This window comes from Burkholderia sp. KL41 (assembly GCF_057005415.2).
Window position 1 is genome coordinate 306,180 of record NZ_CM174446.1, and the last position, 24,045, is coordinate 330,224.

Here is a 24,045-nt window from a genome sequence, read left to right on the forward strand (position 1 = left end):
CCGCTCATGCAAAAGGGCTGCCCGAGGGCAGCCCTTTGTCTTTCCTGCACGGCGCGACGTCGGCACCGGTGTCCCGGTGCCGGCCGGCTCGCGCGTCAGCTTTCATCCTTCAGCGCGAGCGCACGCGCATACAGCGTGTTGCGCGATGCGCCCGTCAGCGCGGCCGCGAGCTTCGCCGCGCTCTTCACCGGCACCTCTTCCAGCAGCAGCCTGAGCAGCGCGTCGTGCGCGGTGTCGTCGGCTTCGCCGCTCGTCGCCGGCGCGCCTTCGACGACCAGCACGAATTCGCCGCGCAGCCGGTTCGCATCGCCGGCGAGCCAGGTCTGTCCTTCGGCCAGGGTGCCCTGGAACAGTTGCTCGTGTAGCTTGGTGAGTTCGCGCGCGATCAGCAGCCGGCGTGCGGGGCCGAATGCGTCGGCGAGCGCGGCGACGGTTTCGGCGATCCGGTGCGGCGCTTCGTAGAACACCAGCGCATACGGGTGCGATACCAGCGCCTGCAGCGCGGTCGCGCGCTGCCTGGCCTTCGGCGGCAGGAAGCCCGCGAACGTGAACGCGCCGGCCCAGTCGCCGGCCACGCTCAGCGCGGTCACCGCCGCGCTCGCACCCGGCAGCGGGATCACCGCGAAGCCGGCGGCGCGCACCGCGTCGACGAGCCGCGCGCCGGGGTCCGAGATGCCGGGCGTGCCGGCGTCCGATACGTAGGCCACGCGTTCGCCGCCGCGCAGCAGTTCGATCACGCGCTGCGCGGCTTCGCGTTCGTTGTGCTCGTGCACGGCGACGAGCGGCTTCGACATCCCGTAGCGGGCGAGCAGCTGGCCCGTGTTGCGGGTGTCTTCGGCCGCGATGCGGTCGGCGAGGCCGAGCACGTGCAGCGCGCGCAGCGTGATGTCGGCGGTGTTGCCGATCGGCGTGGCAACCACGTAGAGCGCGGCTTCCGGGTAGTGCTGCGTTTGCGCGAGTTCGAGGAGGGCAGTCATGGCAGGCAATGCGCGTAATCGCGGCGCAAGCGGAACAAGGACGGCATTGTGCCACGCGGCGCCGGCGCGGCCGGGCGACGGGCGTGGTTTGCCGCGCGCGGGCGACAACTTTTCCGGCGCGGCGCGATCCAGGCCGGTCGGCGCGGCGTTCGAGCAGCGTGCACGGCAGTTTCTCGAACGCCGCGGCCTCGTGTTCGTCGCGGCGAACGTGACGATGCGCGGCGGCGAGCTCGATCTCGTGATGCGCGAGGCCGACGGCATGCTCGTGTTCGTCGAGGTGCGCGCGCGGCGCAGCGTCCGGCATGGCGGCGCGGCCGCGAGCGTCGGCTGGCGCAAGCGGCGGCGCCTGGTGGCGGCCGCGCTCCAGTTCTGGGCGCGCCACGGCGCCGGTGCCGCGTGCCGCTTCGACGTCGTCGCGTTCGAGGCCGGGCGGCTCGTGTGGCTGCGCGACGCATTTCGTGCCGACGATGCGTAGCCGCGAGCTGTGACGAGATGTAAAGAGTTCTTGCCGGACCCCCGGAGAGCGTGCCGGAGTACGGTAAACTCGCCGCACCCACGATGTCGCGCGATGCGTGCCGCGCGCCCAGTTCACCAGGAATCGATGTCAGTCGAACGTATTCAGCAACATTTCCACGACAGCGCCGCGCTTCACGCCGAAGCGGCCGACGCACTGTCGCTGCCGATCGCAGCCGCGGTCGATGCGATGTTCGCCGCGCTGGCGAACGGCAACAAGATCGTCGCGTGCGGTGACGGCCCGTCGGCCGCCGCCGCGCACTACCTCGCCGTGTCGCTCGTCGGCGGCTTCGAGCGCGAGCGTCCGGGCCTGCCCGCGATCGCGCTGGCCACCGATGCGTCGCAGGGCGGCCTCGCGGGTGCGGTGTCCGCCGAGCAACTGTTCGCCCAGCAGGTGCGCGTGCTCGGCCAGACCGGCGACATCCTGCTGGTGCTCGATCCGGGCGGCGCGTCGCCGCGCGTGCTGGCGGCGATCGACGAAGCGCACGAGCGCGAGATGACCGTCGTCGCGCTGACGGGCGGCGGCGGCCATGCGGTCGCGGCCGCGCTGTCCGACACCGATATTCCGATCAACGTGCCCGCCGCTCGTGCGGCGCGCGTCCACGAAGTCCATCTGCTGACCATCCACTGCCTGTGCGACGGCATCGACGCGATGCTGCTGGGTGAGGATTGAACGAAGGAGAGCCGTCGATGAATCAAAGCCGCGTCAAACAGACGCTCGTCAGAACCACGCTGCTCGCTGCGCTGACGGCGGGCCTCGCCGTGTCGCTGCAGGGTTGTGTGCTCGGGATCGTCGGCGCAGCGGCCGGCGGCGGCGCGCTGGTCGCGACCGACCGCCGTACGCTCGGCGCGCAGACGGAGGATCGGGAGATCCAGGTCAAGTCGCTCACGCAGATCAACAACGGGCTGCCCGACCAGTCGCACGTGAACGTCACGGTGTTCAACCGCCGCGTGCTGCTGACGGGCGAGGTGCCGAACGATGCATCGAAGCAGCGCGCCGAGGAAATCGTGCGCGGCATCAACAACGTGAACGGCATCGTCAACGAGCTGTCGGTCGAGCCGGCGTCGTCGCTGTCGTCGCGCGCGAACGACTCGTACCTCGAGGGGCGCGTGAAGTCCGAGCTGATCGCGACGAAGGGCATCTCGGCGAACTACTACAAGGTGGTCAGCGAACGCGGCAACCTTTACCTGATGGGGCTTGTGACGGTCGACGAGGGCAATCGCGGCGCGGAAGCCGCCAGCCAGGTGCCCGGCGTCGAGAAGGTCGTGAAGGTGTTCCAGTACGTGAAGCCGCAGGACGCGCAGGCGCTGCAGGCGGCGTCGCCCGCGAGCGGCGCGTCCGGTGCGCAGGCCGCCGCGCCGGCGGATACCGCGACGGTGGGCGCCGTGCCCGACGCGTCGGTGCAGTCCACGCCGCTGCAGCCGCCCGCGCCGATCTCGAATTCGTCGAGCGTGCACCCGGGCAACCCGAAGGCACCGTCGCAATGAAGAGCATGCAGATGAAGCAATTGAAACAGTGGATGATGCAGGGCGCCGCAGCCGCGGCGCTCGTGGCGGGTACGCTGGGCGCCGCGCACGCGGATGTCGGCGACGGCCTGAAGGTGGCGCGCGGCAATGCGTGCATGGGCTGCCACGCGGTCGACCGCAAGCTCGTCGGCCCGTCGTTCAAGGAAATCGCCGCCCGCTACAAGGCCGATCCGCAGGCCGTGGCAAAGCTGTCGAAGAAGGTGAAGGAGGGCGGCTCCGGCGTCTGGGGCGCGATTCCGATGCCGGCGCATCCGCGCATGAGCGACGCCGACGCGCGTTCGGTGGTCGAATGGGTACTGGCTGGCGCGCCGTCAAAGTAACGCTTCGGGGGTGACTCAACCCCTATTGCCAAGCGCAGAAATGCGTGTGTATGATGGTCGACTGTTGGGGCGGTAGCTCAGCTGGGAGAGCGTCGCGTTCGCAATGCGAAGGTCGGGAGTTCGATCCTCCTCCGCTCCACCAACGGAATTCGAAAGGCTCGATCGTCTTGGGACAGGACGGGTAATGCTGCACCGGGTGCGGCGTTGTGCTTCCGCCCGGGCGCACAGCCTTTATGCATCGCAAACAAAAAGCCGGCCTCGTGCCGGCTTTTTGCTTTTCTGCTCGACACGGCGTGCGTGCACGTTGCTTCGTCGACTTCTTCTTCGGTCGCGTGTTCTTCCGCGCGAATCGCTCAAGCTTCTCAAGTGGCGGCCGGCGCCTCCTCGTGATGCCGGAATCCGACTTTTTTGTCAGATTGTGTCGGCAACCGGCATGGATCCACATAGGGTGCCGAAATATTTCCGTGAATTTGATATGCTCGCTGTCACAAATCGGTAGTGCGACCGTGACATGACGCGCGTCGCAAAGCCGAAGCCAGCAGGTCGACAACAATATTGAGAGAACGGCTGTGTCGATAAGCGAAACAATAAGCAACTTTGCATCGGGGGTGGTCGACTGGAACCGTCGGCCGGTCGCCTTGAATTTCGGCAAGGCGCAAGACGGACTGGGGCACTTGCTTGCGCTGCAGCATGCGCATGTGCACGAAGGGTTGATGACCGGCATTCGCGGGCATCTGACCTGTGTATCGGCCCGCCACAACCTGCCGCCGCGGCTGTTCCTCGGCGTGCCTGTCTCGATCCGGCTCGTCACCGATCGGGGGCAGCTGCACTTCGTCAACGCGATCATCCAGGACGTGCAGATCGGCCAGAGCGACGGCGAGCTGTGCGTGTATCAACTGACCGTGTGCGACGCCCTGTCGTTGATGGACAAGCGCACGAATTCCCGCGTATTCCGTCAGAGTAGCGTCGTCGAAATCCTCTCGACGCTGTTCACCGAATGGCGTCAGCGCAGCCCGGCGCTGGCGGCGGCGTTCGAATTCGACCTGTCCGGCTTGAGTCGCGACCGATATCCGCCGCGCGAACTGACGCGCCAGGTCAACGAATCGGATGCGAAGTTCGTGCGCCGCCTGTTGCGGCGCGAAGGCATCACAGTGTTCGCCAAGGCCGGCCCGGTCAAGGGCGAGGGCAACAGTCACGACGACACGCCCGCGCATACGCTCGTGTGCTGCGACGATCCGATGTCGCTGCCGCAGGCACCGGCCGGTACGGTACGACTGCATCCGCGCGACGCCGCGACCGAGGAGCGCGACACCGTCACGCTGTTCGCACTGCATCAGCGTCTGGCGCCCGGCCAGGTCGGCCGCCCGTCGTGGGATTACAAGAAAGCGCGTATCGACGAGTCGATGGTTGCGACGAGCCTCAATCAGGGCGAGGCCGGCAACGACCTGGCGCAATTGCTGACCGATGTCGCGATCGACATCCCGCATGCGGGCGATTCGTGGAACGATCACGAGCGCCTCACGCGCGCCCGGATGCTCGCGCATCAGTTCGAAGCCGAGCGTTACGACGGTGTGAGCAGTGTACGCGACCTTGCCGTCGGTGCATGGATCACGCTGACCGGCGATCCTGAGCGGGACATGCAGCCTTCCGACCAGCGGCAGTTCGTGATCACGGCGATTGACCACGACGTCTGGAACAATTTGCCGAAGGGGCTGACCGACCGCGTGCAGGCGCTGTTTGCCGCGAGCCGGCACCTGGCCTATCCGTCGCCATTGCAGCAGCCTGCCGCAGCGGCCGAACCCGACACGCGCTACGAAAATCATTTCACCTGCGTGCGGCGCGGCGTACCGCTCGCGCCCGCATACGATCCGAAGATCGACCTACCCCCCGTGCATCTGCTGACCGGCACGATCGTCGGCCAGCAGGGCGAGGAAGTATTTTGCGATGCCGACGGCCGCGTACGCGTGCGAATTCACGGGCTCGATCCGGCCGACCACGCGCATGCGCAGGGCGCGGGCACGAACGACAATGCCGGCGACAGCGCGCCCATCCGTGTCGGGGCGAGTCTCGCCGGCGGAAGCTTCGGTGCGCTCTTTCTGCCGCGTGTCGGCATGGAAGTGCTGATCGGCAGCCTTGGCGGCGATCCGGACCGGCTGGTCATCATCAACGTGCTGAGCAACGGCGTGAATCCGCCGGCGGCCTTCACCCACATTGGCAACCTCCCGGGCAACCGCTACGTGTCGGGGATCAAGACCAAGGAAATCAAGGGGCGCCGGTATAACCAGCTGCGTCTCGACGATACGCCGGGGCAAATTTCCAGTCAGCTGGCGAGCGAGCACGCCCATTCTCAACTGAACTTGGGGTACCTGACGCAGCCGCGCCAGGAGGGCCGGGGCCAGGACCGCGGAGAAGGCGCGGAATTGCGCACCGACGCGGCCGCCGCGTTGCGGGCCGCGCAGGGGATTCTGCTGACGACCTACGCACGCTCGCAGGCGAGCGGCGGGCAGCTCGATCGCGACGAGTTGCTGCGGTTGCTCGGCGAGTGCACCGAGTTGTTCAAGTCGCTGGGCGACTACGCGGGTCAGCATGGCGGTCAGGCGAGCGACACGGCGGGCCAGCAGGCCGTCGCCGCAGCATTCAAGGGGTGGACGCCCAGCAGCGGTAGCGGCGCGTCGGGCACTGGCGCTGGTGATGCGGCCGGATCGCAGGCGCTGATGGCGTTCGGCGCGCAGGCCGGCTCGGTCGCGATCACGCCGAAGACCCACGTGACGTACGCCGGCGAGAACATCGATCAGGTCGCGCAGCAACATGTCCAGCTGACCAGCGGTCAGCACATCACGCTGCACGGCGGCCGCGGCGTCGCGATGTTCGCGCACAGCGATGGCGTGTCGGCGATCGCCAATCAGGGCAAGGTGACGCTGCAGAGCCAGAACGACGACACGCAGATCGATTCCGCGAAGAACATTCAGTTCACGGCGGCCGGCGGCAAGCTCGCGGGCATGGCGAGCGACGAGGTGGTCTTCACGACGTCCGGCGGCGCGTACCTGAAACTGCACGGCAGCGATATCGAGCTGGGATGCCCGGGCACATTCACGGTGAAGTCCGCCGGGCATTCATGGCAGGGGCCGGCGAGCATGGGCACGGACATGCCGAAGTTCGATCATGCGCCGCTCGGACGCGTGCCGAAGCTTGTGCGGGCGACCGATGGGCAGGCCGTAGAGGGCATGCATGCGGAGATCACGAAAGCGTCGGGCGAAGTGATCAAGGGGCAATCAGACGCCGCGGGCAAGCTTGCTCCTCTCCAGAGCAACCAGTTCGAACCGTTCGTCGTGAATTTCTTCAAGAACAAGACCTGACCGGGGATAAAAATAATCATGGCAGACACGGCCGCTACTGCACCGGCTAGTCCGGGTGCATCTGAAAACAATCCGTCAGCGCAGGCCGCAGCGAGCGACGGTGGCGGTTTCGATCCGCGCACGCCAGCGGGCGGGGGTGACGATTCGCAGAATCGCTACCTGGTCGCCAACGGCAATGGCGTGATGACGCTCAATCAATCGGACTACCTGTGCGTGATGCAGATGCCGTTGCCGGGCATCGTGATTTTCGTGCACGGAGTCAACTCGGAGGGAGAGTGGTTCGAGCCGGGTGAAGAGGGGCTTTGCGCAGGTTTGAACAAACGGCTTGGACGAGAGGATGAGCATTTGACACATTGCGGGCCGAAGGGCGGCCAGATGGGTCCGATGCGTTACACGGCGAGTCTGACGGACGATGGTTTTATTAACCCACAGTTGTGGGCCGGTACATATATGCAACCGGATGAAAATACGTTCTCGCCCGTCATTCATTTCCGCTGGGGTTACAAAGCGAACAAGGAGGAGTTGAAGCGCTACGGCGAGTCGATCTTCCTGAATGAAAAGAACTACTGGGGTGGCGGACCTTTCGCGAACGGCTGCGGTAGCCTGCCGGATTTGTGGAACGCTGGTGTCGATCCACGGATATTCGGCTTCATCAATGTGCAGGGACTCAATCCGACACAACGTCCGCTCTTCGAGACGCCACCGCGCGCGTACAACGTAGTGGGCGCGTTGCGTCTCGCAAAACTCATCGGCTCCATCCGCAAGGTACAGAAGGACGTGCCCATCACGGTGGTGTGCCATAGCCAGGGCAACATGGTCGGCATTGCAGCCGCGTTCCTCGGGGACCGGCTGTCGGGGCGGGCGGGCGTGAGATGCGTGGCCGACACGTATGTGCTGGCCAATCCGCCCTACGGGATCGTCGGATCTATCGAAGGCGACAACTCGCCTTTTATGGAGGACTGGACCGAACGCAACGACAAGGACCCGCAGGGTAACCGTGGGCGCGTGGAATCGCAGGCGCGGGCGAATACTCTGAAAGCGTTCTTCGAACTGATTGCGCAGAGCAAGGATGCAGAGGACAAGCGCGACCCGCTAGATATCCGGATGACGATGGCAAACATGAAGCCGGGCGAAGACGGGAAGCCTGCTTACGATCCGGACCAGGACCGGAAACAGTACGGGGTTCAGAACCATACCTACGGCCGCGTCACGCTGTATTCATGCCCGCACGACCAGGTGATTTCCGCCGCTCCGGTGCAGGGAATGGGCTGGCGAGGATTGCATCCGGACGAGGTTGAACTTGTCAAAGGTTCGAGCCTTTTCACGCAACGTGTCTTCGCAACCAACTTTCAGGTTGGTCAGGCGGAGCCCGTGACCTACGACACGTGGAAGCACGATTGGCGTTATGGCAAGGGTTCGTCGGAACTGTTCTTTTATCCGACGTCGCCCCCGGCCAAATACAACTTGGTCAAAGCATTGCGGGGCAACCCGCACTGGTACGGCAAGGTCGGCACCATAGCGTTTGCCCCCGTGCTGTATATCGTGACGATGGCGACATCGGCGATGGGATTGATGCGCGTCAATGCCGATCCGCCCAAGAAATGCGGTAAGACGCAGGAGGGCTGGCACGTGATTTGCGATGCTCCTGGCCTGCCGGAACCGTTCTTCCCGCAGGCGATTCGCTATGGGGCGGTCGTGCACGTAAAGGATGGCGATGCGGAGAGCGATTTCAACGAGGATAACGATCCGGTGGCGGCTCAGCGTAACAAGAATAAGGCAAGCATCGACAAGACCGATCCGTACGACACTTACAAATCCAACGACGATGAGCATGCTGAGGAGATGGCACCGCATGGGGATGCCAGCACCGAGGCGTCACAGCGTTATGAGGATCATGCGATCGCGCGCATGGAGGCGCGTCACAAAGGCAACCCGGAATGGGTCAAGGACGGTGAGGTCGTTGGTGAGGCTGGCCCCAATGCACAGATGCCCGATGGGTACCAGAAATGGCGAAACAAGGAGATCGTGCATATTCTCGATGCGGCAGTGAATAACCCAACGAACCATTCGACGATCATGACCAATCCGAAGCACGCCAGGTTGGCACTGACATACGATGTTGCGATCGGCATCTGTCGAATTTCGAATGAGCAACTGAACCAGTTCAGGATTGAGGCCGACTGGAGATTCGGTGAGAGTCTGGATAAGGTCAATCCGAACAAGATTTATTCGGCTTACTTCGAGAAAGGAAAGATGAATGGGGACTTTTTGCAGAATTGGGTGCTTAAAGACCCCGAAGCGACTCTGCCTGAATCGATAAACGACAAGCGTCAGGGGGGGGTGTTGCTCGGTATGGGGAGAGTCGGATGAGATCACTTTTTGCCTCCCGGTCACGACGTCTTGCACTGGCATTGGTTGGAGTACTACTTGTGATAGGTGTCGTTGCTATCGAAGCGATTGGTCACGGTTCACAGACGCGAAGCATGGGAGAGGAAATGACACGATGGATTGGATTGCCGGCCCTGGCTGGGATCGCTGTTTTTGCATTTGCCACGGCTTGGTCATCTTCGACCGCGGAGGCCGCTCAGCCTGTTTCTGTGCCGACACCTTCTGCACCTGCCCAGGAGAAGCCGTTTCTCGCACAGGTGGTCGGTCTGGAATGGCTCAATCCTCTCCAACGCCGTGACTATCCGACGGAATGGCAATTATTGTGGACGTTGGGGCTCGTCAAGCCAAACAAGAATGACGATATGGTCAAAAAGGACCCCAAGGCGTTCGGTACTGTTCGCCCTGTCGCTGGAGTTGCCTATGGCAACAACGGAGCGGAAAGCTTCGACGGGTTCTATGAAAAATATATCTCTAAGTTTCTGGGTTTGTTTGCCGAGAAATATGTGATGAATGGTCACTATTTCTATACAGTCCAGCCACACGACCCGCATCAATGGCGAGAGCTGGCGGGTATTCGTGTCGAGTTTGCGATACCGCAGCGACTTGGGGTGAAGGAGGCGAAAGACTATTTGGCCTATCAGATCAAGGATTATTTCGAAATTGGCAATCAGTCCGCAAAGGATCTATGGAGCAAGGATCTGCCTTCTGACATTCAGATCCATGTCGGCGGTGCAAATGCCGGCTTCACGTCGCTGAACGCTGCACTCGACTATCTGCAGAAGCATCCGCAAGAAAGCGTGTGGGTGATGAACTGGGACGCGCCGAGCTTTCCACCCAGGGATGCGCAGATGAACGAAAACCTTACCGTGTTGTTTCTGGCCGGCCCTGATCTGAAGACCGACCGTGAGCCACTCGCATGGATCGGCAAGGCGGCAACGGGCAAGGTTAGCGACTACGAGGCGAAGGCGGGCACGACGCGTGCGGTCCAGGCATGGAAGGCGACGATTGCGCAGGCTGCTCAAAACGCAAACGTCGACACTTCAAGCATCCAGTTCGTCGTGCACGATGCAGGCAAGGGCAGCGACGCGGCATCGGCCCGTCTGGCCTCGCTGTCGCAGACGCTCACGGAAACGCTGCCGGAATTCGACTACACGAAGCAGGTCTTCAACACGCCTGCGCTGCTTGGCGACATGGGCGCGGGCACGGCGCTGACGGACGTTGCACTCGCGATCGGCCGGATCAACCATTTCGGCGGCAATGCACTGGTTGCGGGTACGATGGACGCCGGTCACCCGACTGCGGTTGTCGTGCTGCCGCCGTCGAAGCTCACACCAATCAACCCGGACGGAGACTGGTTCCGTGCGCGCGGCGAGAACAATGCCTATCTGCTGTGGTGGGGACGTCGACACGACACGAACTACGGCATCCAGGGTTACTCGTACTGAGGAGCATCCATGCGCGGGATCATTCGGGTAGGCGATGTGCATAGCCATGGCGGCCGTGTGGAAACCGGCGCGGCAACCAGTGAAGTCATGGGACGCGCAGTCGCCCGTCAGGGAGATCGCTGCACGTGCCCGCTGCATGGCGAGGTCGTGATCGTCGACGGCGAGGCCGGTTTCGATGTGGAGGGGGCGCCCGCGTCGTTCGATGGACACAAGACATCGTGCGGAGCTGTGCTCATTTCGTCGGTGCCCACCTCGGGGCTTTCCTGAACGGGTCGCGTTATTCCGGTTTTCGAAGTAATGCGGCCAGTGTATTGCGACGACCGACGGCGATCAGGTCAACAACTCGTAGATCAACCTGACCGCCGGCACCGACATCACGGCGAAGGCCACCGTGATGGCCGCGAGAATCGCAATCCTCTTCCGCAGTAGCGCGAAGAGGGCGATCGAGAGTCCGTAGAACACACCGGTCAGAATGATGATCCACCAAAGCGCTGCGTAGCCTGCGCCGCCTTCGAAATTCGATACGTTCTGCGTGATCCGGGTCGCGGCATAACCAGCAACGGTCATGCTCGCGGGCAGGCACAGCACCGAATACAGGACGAAGACGATGATCTGTCGCGGTGTCGGATCGGGAGACGTCATGGCGAGCGCTTTTCCTTCGAGTGGACGGGGAGCCCGACCGTCCGCCGCGCGGGCCCGTTCAGGCAGCCGGCAGGATGCGGGCGTTTTCCGCGTTTGACAACAACCACCCGCCATCCAGCATTCCCGTCACCCCCGCCCGAAACTCGGCCGCTTCGGATCGTAAGTCCACCCCGGCACGAGATACCGCATCGCGACCGCGTCGTCACGCGCCGTCCCGCCGACCGCGTTGTACAACGCATGCGCGGCCTCGACCTGCGCCATGTCGAGCTCGATCCCGAGCCCCGGCCGCTCCGGCACGGCCACCTTGCCGCCGACGATCGCGAGCGGCTCGCGCGTGAGCCGCGCGTCGCCTTCCTGCCAGATCCAGTGCGTGTCGATCGCGGTGATCGTGCCGGGCGCGGCCGCCGCCGCATGCGTGAACATCGCGAGCGACACGTCGAAGTGGTTGTTCGAATGCGAGCCCCACGTGAGCCCCCAGTCGCGGCACAGCTGCGCGAGCCGCACCGAGCCCTGCATCGTCCAGAAATGCGGATCGGCGAGCGGGATGTCGACCGCCTGCAGCCGCACCGCGTGATCCATCTGCCGCCAGTCGGTCGCGATCATGTTGGTCGCGGTCGGAATCCCCGTCGCACGGCGGAATTCGGCCATCACCTCGCGGCCCGAATACCCGCCTTCCGGCCCGCACGGGTCCTCTGCATACGCAAGCAGGTGGCCTTGGCCGCGGCACAGCGCGACGGCCTCGTCGAGCGACCACGCGCCGTTCGGGTCGAGCGTCGCGCGTGCGTCGGGGAAGCGCGCCTTGATCGCGGCGATCGCTTCCATCTCGTCGGCGCCGGCCATCACGCCGCCCTTCAGCTTGAAATCGGCGAAGCCGTAACGCTCGACGGCGGCTTCCGCCTGCCGCGCGATCGCGGCCGGCGTGAGCGCTTCCTCGTTGCGCAGCCGGAACCATGGGGAGCGCGCCTGCGCCTCGTCGCGATACGGCAGGTCGGTGCGGCCGCGATCACCGATATAGAACAGATAAGCGAGCATCGGCACCGCGTCGCGCTGCTGGCCTTCGCCGAGCAGCGCGGCGACGGGCACGTCGAGAAACTGCCCGAGCAGGTCGAGCAGCGCCGCCTCGATCGCGGTGATCACGTTGTCGAGCCGCAGGTTGATCTCGTGCGGCTGGCGCAGTACCGCCGCCTCGCCGGCCGACGTCACCTCGTGCCTGATCGTGCGGCCCGCACTCGGGCCCGTGCCGGACAGCGCCGCGCGCACCGCGTTGAGGGTGGCCTGATAGCGTCCGATCGACTGGCCGACCACGAGATCCGTCATGCGCTCGAGCGCATGCCGGATGCCTTCGCCGCCCGGCACTTCGCCGACGCCCGTGTGCCCGCTGCTGTCGTCGAGGATCACGAGGTTGCGCGTGAAATACGGCGCGTGCGCGCCGCACAGGTTGAGCAGCATGCTGTCGCGGCCGGCAACGGGAATCACCTGCATGCGCGTGACGCGCGGGGTGCCGGCATGGCGGGATTCGGACATCGGTTCGCTCCTGGTTCCGGTGGTGCACGGGCCGCTGGCCGAGCCGGCGCGGCCCGCGCCGTTCATCGAAGCTCGACGCGGCGAATCTCGCCGACGACGAACACGTAGCAGATCACCGCGACGAGCGCGTGCGCGACCACATAGACGAGCGCGCCGTTGAACGAGCCGCTGCGGTCGACGATGTAGCCGATCGCGATCGGCGTCGTGATGCTGGAGAGGTTGCCGCACGTGTTGAGCAGCGCGCCGCTCAATCCCGCGATCTGGCGCGGCGCGGTGTCGGCGTTGACGGCCCAGCCGAGCGCGCCGAGTCCCTTGCCGAAGAACGACAGCGCCATGAACAGCACGACGAGCACGTGCGAATCGGTGTAGTTGCAGACGATCATCGACATCGACAGCAGCATGCCGAACACGATCGGCACCTTGCGCGCGACCGACAGCGAGCGGCCCTGCCTGAGCAGCGCATCGGACACGATGCCGCCGAGAATCCCGCCGAGGAACCCGCACACGGCCGGGATCGACGCAACGAGCCCCGCGTTGAGGATCGACATCCCGCGCGCCTGCACGAGATAGACGGGAAACCACGTGATGAAGAAATAGGTGAGCGCGTTGATGCAGTACTGCGCGACGTACACGCCGATCAGCATCCGGTTTCCCAGCAGCGCCTTGACGTGGCGCATCGACGGGCCGCCGTCGCGGCCGCCCGTCGCCTGGTCGATGTTGACGAGCGCACCGCCTTCGGCGAGGTAGTCGAGTTCCGCGCGGTTGATGGTCGGGTGGTCCTTCGGGTCGTACATCGTGCGGTTCCACACCAGGACGAACGCGAAGCCGAGCACGCCCATCACCGCGAACACCGACTGCCAGCCGAACGCGTGCACGAGCCAGCCCATCAGCGGCGCGAACACGACGGTCGCCGCGTACTGCGCGGCATTGAAGATCGCCGATGCGGTGCCGCGTTCGGCGGCCGGGAACCACGCGGACACGATCCGGCTGTTGGCCGGGAAGGAAGGCGCTTCGGCCGCGCCGACCAGGAAGCGCAGCCCGAACAGCAGCGCGAACGCGGCCGCGCCGCCGAAAAAGCCGATCGTGCCCTGCAGCAGCGTGAACAGCGACCAGAAGAAGATGCTGAACGCATAGACGATGCTCGATCCATAGCGGTCCAGCAGCCAGCCGCCCGGCAGTTGCGCGACCACGTACGACCAGCCGAATGCGGAGAAGATGAAGCCGATCTGCACGTGGCTCAGGTGCAGTGCGCGGGCGAGGCTCGGGCCGGCGATCGCGATCGCGGCGCGATCTGCGTAGTTGATCGTCGTGACCGCGAACAGGACGGCCAGCACCAGCCAGCGCACGCGGGTGCGCCGGGCCGTTGCCGACGCGGACGCCGGCAGCGCGTGAAGCGGATTCATGACTGTCTCCTCCGAAGGGCGGAAGGTGCCGTCGTGCGGCTGGCGCGTCGAAAGCGCGCGTTTCTGGGTGACGGTGCTGCCGGCCGGAGGCCGGACGCCGAGGCCCGTGCGGGCCGGAGCGGGGCGTCCGGATCATTCTGTCATGTCGATATTTGCGCTTTCATGCCAATTACTGACTTGATCGATTCAGTCTTTGAATCGATCGGCCGCGACGCGTTCCCGCGCATCGCCGCGCTGCGGGCGCGGCTCGCCGAGGATGCCGGCGTGCAATTCGCGCACGCAGTCGAGGAAGGCCTGCCGCTGCCGGCTTCGTCGGCGTTCGGAGGCCATGTGTCGCTCGACGACGTGCTCGCGAGCGTGCGCGGCGCGGCGACGCCGGCACCGGCACTGAGGAACTGACCGCGCCACGCGGTCGCCCGCACGGCGGGACGCTGGCGATATTTTTACCCGGATGATATTGACATTCAATTTATACCCGGATGAAAATAGTGCCACTCCGACTCCTGCCTGCAGGCGACCACGATGACAACCTCCACGCTTCTTCCTTCGTACACGGTGTTCGACGGCCACCGGCGGCTCGCGACGGGCCCGCTCGTGTCGGTCGCGCTCGCGGCCCGGCAGGCCGGCGACGCGACCGCCGGCACGATCCTGATCTTCGACGACGCGACCGGCCGCTCGATCGACCTCGACCTGCGCGGCACGCCGGACGAGATCCGCGCGCGCTTCGCGCCGCCGTCGGGCGGCGACGCATCCGCAACCGTCGGCGAGCCGGCCGGCGCGGGCGAACCGCGCGGCCGCGGCCGGCCGAAGCTCGGCGTCGTGTCGCGTGAGGTCACGCTGCTGCCGCGTCACTGGGAATGGCTTGCCGCGCAGCCGGGCGGCGCGTCCGTCGCATTGCGCAAGCTCGTCGAGGACGCGCGGCGCACGCATGCGGCGGCCGATCGTCTGCGCGACGCGCAGGCGCGCGCCTACCACTTCATGTCGGCGATGGCGGGCGACCTGCCCGGTTTCGAGGAGGCCGCGCGCGCGCTGTATGCGAACGACCTGGCGCGGCTCGCCGGGCTGATCGCCGGCTGGCCGGACGACGTGCGCGACCATGCGCTCGCGCTGTCGCGCGGCGATCTGCCGCCGTCCACCGACGACTGCTGAAAGGAGCTTCCGACGCAATGACCGTATTCGACCTGAACCGTGGCGCGATCGCGCCGGTGGCCGACGAGGCCGATCTCGTCGACCTGCGCGTGACCGGCGCCGTCCCGCACGATCTCGACGGCACGTTGCTGCGCAACGGCCCGAATCCGCCGGGCGGCCGCTTCGAAGGGAACGACATGCTGTCGTGGTGGCCGGAAGCCGCGATGCTGCACGCGATCGCATTCGAAGGCGGCCGCGCGACCGGCTACCGGAACCGCTGGGCGCGCACGCAGCGCTGGGCCGCCGTGCATGCACCCGGGCAGGCGCCGCATCTTCCCGACACCAATCCGAACGTGAACGTGCTGCAGCATGCGGGCGAATTGCTCGCGCTGGCCGAGGGCGGCGCGCCGCTCGCAATCACGGCCGCGCTCGATTCGCTCGGCGCGCCGGCGCGGCACGCGGGCTTCGGCGGCGGGATGACCGCGCATCCGAAGGTCGATCCGGTAACGGGCGAGCTGATTGCCTTTCGTGCGGACTGGCGTGCGCCGTGGCTGCGCTACGGCGTGGCCGACGCGCAGGGCGTGCAGCGCGTCGAGATCGAAATCGACCTGAGCGCGCCGTCGATGATGCACGACCTCGCGATCACCGAAACCCGCAGCCTGCTGCTCGACCTGAACGTCGGCTACGACTTCTCGCTGCTGAAGCAGGGCCACCGGATGCCGCTGCGCTGGCACGACGACCGGCCCGCGCGCATCGGCGTGATCCCGCGCCACGGCGGCGCGGTGCGCTGGTTCGGCATCGAGCCGTGCTTCATCCAGCACGTCGTGAACGCATACGACTGCGACGCATCGTGCATCGTGCTCGATGCGGTGCGTTATCCGTGGTTCCTGCGGCTCGACGCGCGCACGGGCCGCTTCGCCGACAACCCGGTCGGCGAGCTGTGGCGCTACGTGATCGATACGGCGAACGGGCTGATCGACGAAGGGCCGCTGGCCGACGGCGGCATCGAGATGCCGCGCATCAACGAAAGCCGCACGGGGCGCCGCTACCGCTACCTGTATGCGGTGGAACAGCCGAACAATGCGGAAATGCGCGGCGTGATGCGCTTCGACCACGCGAGCGGCACGACGACGCGCTATGCGGTGCCGGCCGGCGACCAGAACAGCGAGCCAGTGTTCGTGCCGCGCCCGGGTGGCGTCGACGAGGACGACGGCTGGCTGCTGGTGATGGTCTACCGCGCGGCGACCGATACCAGCGACGTCGTGATCCTCGATGCGCGCGCGATCGACGCGGGGCCGGTCGCGACCGTGCACCTGCCGCGCCGCGTGCCGGCCGGGTTCCACGGCGCGTGGGTGCCGCGCGAGCGTTGAACGTGAGCGGCGGCGCGCGTCACTGCGCGCGCAGCGCGTCGACGATCTTCAGCCGCGCGGCGCGCATTGCCGGCAGGAACCCGCCGACGAGCCCCATCACGAGCGAGAACAGCAGCGTCTTCACGACGATCGCGGGCGTCAGCACGAAGCGGAACGACAGGTCCGCGAAGGTCTGGAAGTTGGTCGTCGAGAACGACGCGAACTGCATCAGCGACGCGCACGCGAGCCCCGCGACGCCGCCGACGAAGCCGAGCAGCAGCGCTTCCAGCAGGAACGCGGCGAGCACGTTCGTGCGCTTGAAGCCGAGCGCGCGCAGCGTGCCGATCTCGGCGACGCGGTTCGCGACCGATGCGTACATCGTGATCATCGCGCCGATCATCGCGGCGATCGAGAAGATCGTCGACAGCGTGATGCCGAGGATGTTGATGAACTTCGACAGCGCCTTCGACTGGTCGCCGTAGAAGGTCTGCTCGCGTTTCGCCTCGTCGGTCAGCCGCGGGTCGACGTCGATGTCGGCCTTGAAGCGCGCGAAGCCGTCGGCGCTCGGGATGCGCAGCACCATCGACGAATAGCTGGTGCGCCGGAACGACTGCATCAGCTGGTCGACGTCGCCCCAGATCTCCGAATCGAAGCCGCTGCCGCCCGCGTCGAAGATGCCGACGATGGTCCAGTCGCGCTGCGCGAAATGCAGGCTGTCGCCGAGCTGCGTGCCGCTGAAGCCTTTAGCGATCGCGCTGCCGACGATGATTTCCGACGAGCCGGGCGCGAACATGCGGCCGGCGGCGAGCGTCACGTGCGGGCGCAGCGCGAGGCCGGCCGGCGACACGCCGCGGATCACGACGTTCGACGGCTTGCCGGTCGACGTCTTCACCAGCGAGATCAGCACGACCGCTTCCTTCGACACGAGCGGCCGGCCGTCGGGGCCGGGCGCGACGGCCGGGTGCATCTCGAGCGCATTGGCCTGCTGATGGTCGATCGAGCTCTGGATCTCGGTTTCGGCGCCCTTGCGGATCACCACCGCGTTGTCGGGTTCGCCGGTCGAGACGAGCGTCTTCGTGAGCCCCGCGTCGAGCATCTGCACCGTCGCGAACACGAAGATCACGAGCGCCATCCCGCCGGCGGTCAGCGCGGTGGTGAGCCGCCGGGTCCACAGGTTGCGCGCGATGTAGTTGAGCGGGATGGCCATGCGTGTCGTTATCCGATCGCCCGCAGGCCTTCGACCACACGCACGCGCGCCGCCTGCCACGCCGGCACGATCGCGGCCGCGAAGCCGACCGCGACCGAGCACGCGGCCTGCAGCGCGACCGTCCCGGTCGACACCTTGAACACCGGGAAGATGCCGCCCGCCGCCTGCTTGAACAGGCTCGCGGCGGGCGGTGTCGCGAGGATCCCGAGCCCGCCGCCGGCCACCGCGATCACGACCGATTCGCCGAACACGATCAGCGCGAGGAACCCGGGGCCGAAGCCGAGCGCCTTCAGCGTCGCGTATTCGGCCGTGCGTTCGCGCGCGCTCATCGCCATCGCGTTGGCCATCACGGCCATGATGATCAGGATCACCACGTACGACACCAGGCGGATCGCCGCGATGATCTGGTTCGACATCGCGACGAAGCCGAGCTGGAACGCCTGCTCGGTTTCGGTCAGCGTCTCGGCGAGCGAGTTCTTGAACACCGCGTCGACGTTGCGTGCGATCGCCGCGCCGTCGTCGGGGTTCGCGACGCCGAGCACGAATACGCCGACCTGGTCGGCCTGCTTCGGCGTGCGCTGCCGCACCGTCTCGTTCAGGTATTCCCAGTGAAACACCAGCTGGCGCGTGATCGTCGAATCGTCGCGGCCGTCGAGAATCCCGCGCACGACGAAGTCCCACGTACCCGGATAGATCGTGCCCTTCAGCGGGATCACGTCGCCGACCTTGAAGCCGAACTGATCCGCGAGCTGGCGCCCGACCAGGCAGCCGCGCCGGTCGCGGTTGTAGTCGGCGCGCTGCTGCCCGGGCACGATGAATTCCGGGTACAGGTCGAGGTAGTTGTCCGATACCGCGAAGCTCGCGAAGAAGTTCTTCGGGTCGCGGTAGATGCCGCCGAACCAGTTCGAGCGCACCACGGCCGTCACGCCTTCGATGCCGCGGATCCGGTTCTCGTAGCTCACGGGCAGCGGAAACACGAGCGAGATCGCGTTGCGCGTGACGAGCCGCCCGCTGGACGCGGCGGCCGCGCCCGCGTACCACGCGTCGACCACCGTATGCAGCAGCCCGAACGCGAGCACCGCGATGGTGAGCCCGAGCACGGTCAGCAGCGTGCGCAGCCGGTGCCGCAGCGCGTTGCGCGCGATCAGCTTCAGCACGTACATCGCACGCGCTCCCGCAGCCGGTCAGCCGGCGTGCCCATCGATCAGCTCCCCTTTTTCCAGGTGCACGAGCGAGCGCGCGGCGCCGGCCGCATGCGCGTCGTGGGTCACCATGATGATCGTCTTGCCGAGCTCGGCGTTCATCCGCTGCAGCATCGCGAGCACGTCGGTGGCCGACGCGCGGTCGAGGTCGCCGGTCGGCTCGTCGGCGACGATCAGCACGGGGTCGGTGATCAGCGCGCGCGCGATCGCGACGCGCTGCTGCTGGCCGCCCGACAGCTCGGACGGGTAGTGGCTCGTGCGGTCGCCGAGGTTCACCATGTCGAGCACGAGCTCGACGCGCTCGCGCCGCTCCCGGCGCGACAGGTGCGTGAGCATCAGCGGCAGCTCGACGTTCTCGAACGCGGTGAGCACCGGCATCAGGTTGTAGAACTGGAAGATGAAGCCGACGTTCGCCGCGCGCCATTCGGCCAGTTGCGCCTCCGCGAGCAGCGAGATGTCGAGCCCGCCCACGCGCAGCTCGCCGCTGTCGGGTCGGTCGATGCCGGCCACGAGGTTCAGCAGCGTGCTCTTGCCGGAGCCGGACGGCCCCATCAGCGCGACGAAGTCGCCTTCGCCGATGTCGAGCGTGATGTCGGTCAGCACGGGCACGATCTGGTTGCCGCGCCGGTACGACTTCGCGACGTGGCTGAGCTCGACGAGGGGCGGCGGGGCGTCGTTCACGCGTGCGCTACTTCTTCGCGACGGTCACTTTCGCGCCGTCCTTCAGCTTCGTGCCCGGCGCGAGCACGACCGTGTCGCCGGGCTTCACGCCGCGGATCGCGACGAGCTCGCCGATCCGCATGCCGGCGGTCACGGCCGTTGCATGCACGACGTCGTCCTTCACGACGAACGCGACCGGCCGGCCGTCGCGCTCGACCACCGCGCTCGCCTGCACGGCCGTCACGGGCTGCCGGTCCTGCGCCGATACCGGCTTCGACAGGAATGCGATCTTCGCGCTCATGTCGGGCAGCACGCGCTCGTCGCGGTCGACGAAGCGCACCTTCACGAGCACGGTGGCCTTCGAGCGGTCGACGGTCGGCACGATGCGCGACACGCGGCCCGCGAAGCGCATGTCGGGCAGCGCATCGAGCTGGATCTCGCACGGCTGCTCGGCGCGGATCTTCGCGATGTTCGATTCGGCGACGTCGGCCTCGACCTCGAGCGTGTCCATGTCGGCGATCGTCACGACCGCGCCCTTGCTGTCCGACGCGGACGAGAACGGCGTGATGTTGTCGCCGACGTTCGCGTGTTTCGCGAGCACGATGCCGTCGAACGGTGCGCGGATCACCGTCTGGTCGACCGCGACCTGCGCGGCCTGCGCGTTGGCGTCGGCGGACGCGATCGCGGCCTCGCCGCTGCTGAGCGATGCGCGCGCCTTGTTCACGCGGGCCGTATCGATGTCGAGCTGCGCGGCCGGCACGGCGCCCTTCGGCGCGAGCGCCGCGGTGCGGCGCAGCGCGATTTCGGCGTCCTTCAGCTCGGCCTGCTGCACGCCGAGGTTCGCGCGGGCGACCTTCACCTGGGCGAGCGCCTGCGAGAGCGACGCCTCGACGTCGCGGCTTTCGAGCCGCGCGATGATTTCGTCCTTCTTTACGCGCGTGCCTTCCAGCACGCCGAGCCATTCGACGCGCCCCTGGCCCTTCGACGCGACCGCGGCCTTGCGCTGCGGCACGACGTAGCCGGTCGCATTGAGCTGCGTGTCGTTCTGGTACGGATAGGCGGACGTGACGGTGGTGGTGTCGACGGCCGGCCGGCCGGTCAGCGCGAGGCCGGCGGCGATCGCGACGACGACGATCGCGGCGGCGGCCGCATAGCGGGGCCACCGGCGCGGGCGGGGCGCCGATGCGAGCGGACGCCGGTCGATTTTCAGTTTGTCCAGATTGTGATCGGGCAATTTGAGCGCCTCGAGACGGCGGCGGCCCCGTGTCGGTATCGGGGCCGGCCGCGATCCGGTTTCCGGGGAAAGGGACGGATGGACGCCAGTATAAGCGTCGCCCCGGCGGCGTGCGAGCGGGTTGCGGCGCCGCGGCGGCGGCGGCCGAACCGGTCACGGACAGGGAAATACGGGTACGCCTCCGGGGAAACCCGAAGGGTGCAAGCAACGTGTCAACTCGCTGCGAATGCGGTGCGTTATGGAACCAGTGCGTCAGGTTTTGTCGCGACGGAACGGCGGAAGCCGGCCTCGCGGCCTGGGGCTCCGATGCGAATGCCTCGCATCTTTACTTACCGGTACGTTTGATTTTTTCTCCGCTAAAGGAAGAACAATGAAGAAGACGCTCGCTTCGATCATCGCTGCAGCATTCGCGCTCGCATCGGTTTCGGCATTCGCACAGGAAGCAGCATCGGCACCGGCAGGCGACACGTCGGCTGCCGCACCCGCCAAGAAGGATCACAGCAAGCCGAAGCACCAGCTGAAGCACCACGGTTCGAAGAAGGGCCAGGCGAAGGCTGCAGCCGCATCGGCCGCCGGCACGAACGACGCAGGCGCGCAGAACTGAGCGGCTCGCCGCCACGGCCGGCGTTGCCGGTCATCGGTTGGCCAACCCCGCATGCTCCGGCATGCGGGGTTTTGTTTTTTCAGGGGCTCGATGCGCCCGGTTCGTCGAGCCGGCCGGGCGGCGGCGCGCGCATCGCGTCGACCACCGTGCGCATGCGCCGCCAGTGCGAGCCTTCCCAGAACACGCGCCGGCACACGTCGCACGCGGCGAAGCGCCGGTGCCGCTGCCGGACGCCGGCCGGCACGCGCGGCGCGGCGGCGGCCGCGTCGAGCGGATGCAGCGGGGCGTTGCAGCGCAGGCATAGCCGGAACGGGCGCATGTGCGGCGCGAGATCGAGCCGCTCGAACAGTTCGCGCAGCTGGTCGGCCGGCTGCAGCGCGTGCAGGTAGCAGCCGCGCTCGACCGCACGCCGCTTGAGCAGCTCGCGGTCGCGGGTCAGCACGATCCGGCCCTCGCGCGCGGCGAGCGCCGCCAGTTCGTCGTCGCGGTAGTGGTTGTCGTAGCAGGTGTCGAAGCCCGCGAGGCGCAGCAGTTGCGCGAGGCCGCCGAGATGCGCGTCGGCGACGAAGCGCCATTGCGCCGGCGGCGGCGCGGCGACTCCGCGGGCTGCCGGTTGCGCGCGCTCCGGAAAGGCTTCGACCCGGTCGCCGTCGTCGAGCGGCTGGTCGAGCGCGGCCGGCACGTCGTTGATGCACAGCCGGCCGATTTCGGTATGCGGGACGCCGAGCGCCTCGATCGCGTGTTTCACCGTCGCGTCGCGCGCGCAGGCGTGCCCGAACGCGCGGTCGCGCTGCGCGCGCGGGAGAAAGGCGTTCAGTTCGTCGTGGAAGCGGAAGGTCGCGGTCGCCATGCGCGCAGTATGGCACCGCGCATGGCCGGCCGCGTGCCCTGCAGGCACCCCGCATCTGTGTTTAACTCCCCGCTTCACGGAGCGAAGGAGCGGGAAATGGATCTCGGATTTATCGGGCTGGGCGAAATGGGGCAGGCAATCGCGACGAACCTGCTGAAGGCCGGACACACGGTGCGGGTCTGGAACCGGTCGCGCGAGCGCGCCGAGCCGCTGGCCGCGATCGGCGCGCAGATCGTCGACACGCCGGCCGACGCGTTTCGCGGCGACGCGGTGTTCTCGATGCTGGCCGACGATGCCGCCGCGCGCGAGATCTTCGACGATGCGCTGCTCGCGCAGGCGCCGCGCGGCCTGATCCACGTCAACATGGCGACGGTGTCGGTCGCGCTGGCCGAATCGCTCGCGCACGCGCATGCGTCGCGTGGCATCCATTACGTCGCCGCGCCGGTGATGGGGCGCCCCGATGTCGCGGCCGCCGCGCGCCTGACGATCATGGCGGGCGGCCCGGCCGAGGCGATCGACCGCGTGCAGCCGCTGTTCGACGCGATCGGCCAGAAGACCTGGCGGTTCGGTTCGCTGCCGCAGCACGCGAACGTCGCGAAGATCGCCGCGAACTTCACGCTCGCGTCGGCGATCGAGACGCTCGGCGAGGCGTCCGCGCTGCTGGGCGCGCACGGCGTCGCGATGCGCGACTTCCTCGACGTGATCACCGGCAGCGTGTTTCCGGGGCCCGTCTACGAGGGTTACGGCTCGATGATCGCCGAGCGGCGCTACGAGCCTGCGCGCTTCAAGGCGCGCCTCGGGCTGAAGGACGTTCGCCTGGCGCTGGAAGCCGGCGACGCCGTGTCGGTGCCGCTGCCGGTGGCGAGCGTCGTGCGCGACAACCTGCTCGACGCGCTTGCGCACGGCGGCGGCGAACAGGATTTCGCGGTGCTCGGCGAAGTCGCGCTGCGCCGCGCGGGCCGCTGATCCGCCCCGCGACAGAAGTCGGGCGCACCGGCATAATCGACGTTTCGTTTTCCTTGCATCGAGGCAGAGGCGGTCATGAACTTGCATACGTGGTGGCTTTTCGTGGCGACGGTGTTCGTCGTGTCGGCGATTCCGGGCCCGAACATGCTGCTGGTGATGACGCACGGCGCGCGCCACGGGCTGCGGCGTTCGGCATGGACGATGGCAGGCTGCCTCTCCGCGCTGGTACTGATGCTGTCGGTGTCGGCGGCGGGCCTCGGGGCCGTGCTCGAGGCTTGGCCGGCGATGTTCAACACGTTGCGCTTCGCGGGCGCGGCCTACCTGATCTACCTCGGCGTGAAGGCGTGGCGCGCACGCGTGGACGACGAGCAGCCTGCCGCCGACGTCGAAACCGTGTCGCGCCAGGCCACGCCGGCATCGCGCGGGGTGCTGTTCCGCAACGGTTTCCTGGTCGCGGGCAGCAACCCGAAGGCGATCCTGTTCGCGGCCGCGCTGCTGCCGCAGTTCATCAACGCGGCCGAGCCGACGTTGCCGCAATTCGGCATTCTCGTCGTCACGTTCGCGGTGATCGAGGTGAGCTGGTATCTCGTCTACGCGTCGTTCGGCACGCGCATCGGCGCGACGCTGAAGAGCCAGAGCGTTGCGAAGATCTTCAACCGGCTGACGGGCGGGCTGTTCGTCGGCTTCGGTGCGATGATGGCGCTGGTCCGTCACTGATTTCGATCCGGCGCCGGTGCGCCGAACGCCCCG

General features: G+C 66.9%; 23 protein-coding genes and 1 tRNA gene. 15 read left to right on the forward strand and 9 right to left on the reverse strand.

The annotated features are described in order from the left end of the window. Window positions 1–95: 95 nt before the first annotated feature. The gene (gene rsmI / locus PQB87_RS01440; protein WP_059687855.1) at window positions 96–977 is read right to left on the reverse strand and encodes a 16S rRNA (cytidine(1402)-2'-O)-methyltransferase; all 882 of its coding nucleotides are present in this window, start codon (window positions 975–977) and stop codon (window positions 96–98) included. Window positions 978–1,023: 46 nt separating this feature from the next. Between rsmI and PQB87_RS01445 the strand changes: the two genes are divergently transcribed. The 9 genes from PQB87_RS01445 (at window position 1,024) to PQB87_RS01485 (ending at window position 10,793) form a co-directional block, all read left to right on the forward strand. Next, entirely contained in the window at window positions 1,024–1,452 is a 429-nt protein-coding gene (locus PQB87_RS01445; RefSeq protein ID WP_174415947.1) for a YraN family protein, read from the forward strand. Between the two features lie 126 nt (window positions 1,453–1,578). After that, window positions 1,579–2,163: an SIS domain-containing protein gene (locus tag PQB87_RS01450; protein WP_060062398.1), complete on the forward strand. Its 585-nt coding sequence runs from the start codon at window positions 1,579–1,581 to the stop codon at window positions 2,161–2,163. Between the two features lie 17 nt (window positions 2,164–2,180). After that, a complete protein-coding gene (locus PQB87_RS01455; RefSeq protein ID WP_027788619.1) occupies window positions 2,181–2,978 on the forward strand; it encodes a BON domain-containing protein in 798 nt (265 codons plus the stop codon). Then, the gene (locus PQB87_RS01460; RefSeq protein ID WP_059490222.1) at window positions 2,975–3,337 is read left to right on the forward strand and encodes a c-type cytochrome; all 363 of its coding nucleotides are present in this window, start codon (window positions 2,975–2,977) and stop codon (window positions 3,335–3,337) included. The genes PQB87_RS01455 and PQB87_RS01460 overlap by 4 nt, the downstream gene beginning before the upstream one ends. Before the next feature lie 66 nt (window positions 3,338–3,403). Next, window positions 3,404–3,479 (forward strand) — tRNA-Ala (locus PQB87_RS01465). Between the two features lie 427 nt (window positions 3,480–3,906). Further along, window positions 3,907–6,693: a type VI secretion system Vgr family protein gene (locus tag PQB87_RS01470; RefSeq protein ID WP_059687852.1), complete on the forward strand. Its 2,787-nt coding sequence runs from the start codon at window positions 3,907–3,909 to the stop codon at window positions 6,691–6,693. A gap of 183 nt (window positions 6,694–6,876) precedes the next feature. Further along, on the forward strand, window positions 6,877–9,063 hold the full coding sequence (locus PQB87_RS01475; RefSeq protein ID WP_059620891.1) for a T6SS effector phospholipase Tle3 domain-containing protein: 2,187 nt from the start codon (window positions 6,877–6,879) through the stop codon (window positions 9,061–9,063). Next, window positions 9,060–10,526, forward strand: coding sequence for a virulence factor (locus PQB87_RS01480; RefSeq protein WP_111943615.1), 1,467 nt, complete (start codon window positions 9,060–9,062; stop codon window positions 10,524–10,526). Before PQB87_RS01475 ends, PQB87_RS01480 begins: the two co-directional genes overlap by 4 nt. A gap of 9 nt (window positions 10,527–10,535) precedes the next feature. Beyond that, window positions 10,536–10,793 carry a PAAR domain-containing protein gene (locus tag PQB87_RS01485; protein WP_081057209.1) on the forward strand — a complete coding sequence of 86 codons (258 nt, stop codon included), beginning with the start codon at window positions 10,536–10,538 and terminating at the stop codon, window positions 10,791–10,793. 63 nt (window positions 10,794–10,856) lie between these two features. Here the strand turns inward: PQB87_RS01485 and PQB87_RS01490 are convergent, their stop codons facing one another. The 3 genes from PQB87_RS01490 to PQB87_RS01500 form a co-directional block, all read right to left on the reverse strand. Then, window positions 10,857–11,168, reverse strand: coding sequence for a hypothetical protein (locus tag PQB87_RS01490; protein ID WP_059490215.1), 312 nt, complete (start codon window positions 11,166–11,168; stop codon window positions 10,857–10,859). Between the two features lie 126 nt (window positions 11,169–11,294). Beyond that, a complete protein-coding gene (locus PQB87_RS01495) occupies window positions 11,295–12,692 on the reverse strand; it encodes an enolase C-terminal domain-like protein (RefSeq protein ID WP_489242493.1) in 1,398 nt (465 codons plus the stop codon). Between the two features lie 62 nt (window positions 12,693–12,754). Further along, the gene (locus PQB87_RS01500) at window positions 12,755–14,095 is read right to left on the reverse strand and encodes an MFS transporter (RefSeq protein WP_489242494.1); all 1,341 of its coding nucleotides are present in this window, start codon (window positions 14,093–14,095) and stop codon (window positions 12,755–12,757) included. 162 nt (window positions 14,096–14,257) lie between these two features. Between PQB87_RS01500 and PQB87_RS01505 the strand changes: the two genes are divergently transcribed. From PQB87_RS01505 to PQB87_RS01515, 3 genes are all read left to right on the forward strand, one after another. After that, window positions 14,258–14,494 carry a hypothetical protein gene (locus PQB87_RS01505; protein WP_502291549.1) on the forward strand — a complete coding sequence of 79 codons (237 nt, stop codon included), beginning with the start codon at window positions 14,258–14,260 and terminating at the stop codon, window positions 14,492–14,494. 123 nt (window positions 14,495–14,617) lie between these two features. Continuing rightward, window positions 14,618–15,244: a DUF2239 family protein gene (locus tag PQB87_RS01510; protein WP_060062358.1), complete on the forward strand. Its 627-nt coding sequence runs from the start codon at window positions 14,618–14,620 to the stop codon at window positions 15,242–15,244. Between the two features lie 17 nt (window positions 15,245–15,261). Next, on the forward strand, window positions 15,262–16,593 hold the full coding sequence (locus PQB87_RS01515; RefSeq protein ID WP_059687848.1) for a carotenoid oxygenase family protein: 1,332 nt from the start codon (window positions 15,262–15,264) through the stop codon (window positions 16,591–16,593). Window positions 16,594–16,612: 19 nt separating this feature from the next. Here PQB87_RS01515 and PQB87_RS01520 read toward each other — a convergent pair whose 3' ends face one another. Genes PQB87_RS01520 through PQB87_RS01535 form a run of 4 tightly spaced genes read right to left on the reverse strand, consistent with a single transcriptional unit; the run spans window position 16,613 to window position 20,875 of the window. Next, window positions 16,613–17,779 (reverse strand): ABC transporter permease, encoded by a 1,167-nt coding sequence (locus PQB87_RS01520; protein WP_060062363.1) that lies wholly within the window; start codon window positions 17,777–17,779, stop codon window positions 16,613–16,615. A gap of 8 nt (window positions 17,780–17,787) precedes the next feature. Next, entirely contained in the window at window positions 17,788–18,942 is a 1,155-nt protein-coding gene (locus PQB87_RS01525; protein WP_489242496.1) for an ABC transporter permease, read from the reverse strand. A gap of 21 nt (window positions 18,943–18,963) precedes the next feature. Beyond that, the gene (locus PQB87_RS01530) at window positions 18,964–19,662 is read right to left on the reverse strand and encodes an ABC transporter ATP-binding protein (protein ID WP_027788609.1); all 699 of its coding nucleotides are present in this window, start codon (window positions 19,660–19,662) and stop codon (window positions 18,964–18,966) included. 7 nt (window positions 19,663–19,669) lie between these two features. Beyond that, on the reverse strand, window positions 19,670–20,875 hold the full coding sequence (locus PQB87_RS01535) for an efflux RND transporter periplasmic adaptor subunit (protein ID WP_489242497.1): 1,206 nt from the start codon (window positions 20,873–20,875) through the stop codon (window positions 19,670–19,672). A gap of 370 nt (window positions 20,876–21,245) precedes the next feature. On the opposite strand from PQB87_RS01535, the gene PQB87_RS01540 reads away from it, so the two are divergent. Further along, entirely contained in the window at window positions 21,246–21,479 is a 234-nt protein-coding gene (locus PQB87_RS01540) for an invasion associated locus B family protein (RefSeq protein ID WP_021158594.1), read from the forward strand. Between the two features lie 79 nt (window positions 21,480–21,558). On the opposite strand, the gene PQB87_RS01545 is transcribed toward PQB87_RS01540, so the two are convergent. Beyond that, a complete protein-coding gene (locus PQB87_RS01545) occupies window positions 21,559–22,329 on the reverse strand; it encodes a Mut7-C RNAse domain-containing protein (RefSeq protein ID WP_489242498.1) in 771 nt (256 codons plus the stop codon). A 96-nt stretch (window positions 22,330–22,425) separates the two neighbouring features. Here PQB87_RS01545 and PQB87_RS01550 point away from each other — a divergent pair, with 96 nt between their 5' ends. Together PQB87_RS01550 and PQB87_RS01555 are read left to right on the forward strand one after the other, a co-directional pair. Then, window positions 22,426–23,295, forward strand: a complete 870-nt coding sequence (locus tag PQB87_RS01550; protein ID WP_059687845.1) for an NAD(P)-dependent oxidoreductase — start codon at window positions 22,426–22,428, stop codon at window positions 23,293–23,295. A gap of 75 nt (window positions 23,296–23,370) precedes the next feature. Beyond that, on the forward strand, window positions 23,371–24,012 hold the full coding sequence (locus PQB87_RS01555; RefSeq protein WP_021158591.1) for a LysE family translocator: 642 nt from the start codon (window positions 23,371–23,373) through the stop codon (window positions 24,010–24,012). Window positions 24,013–24,045 lie beyond the last annotated feature (33 nt).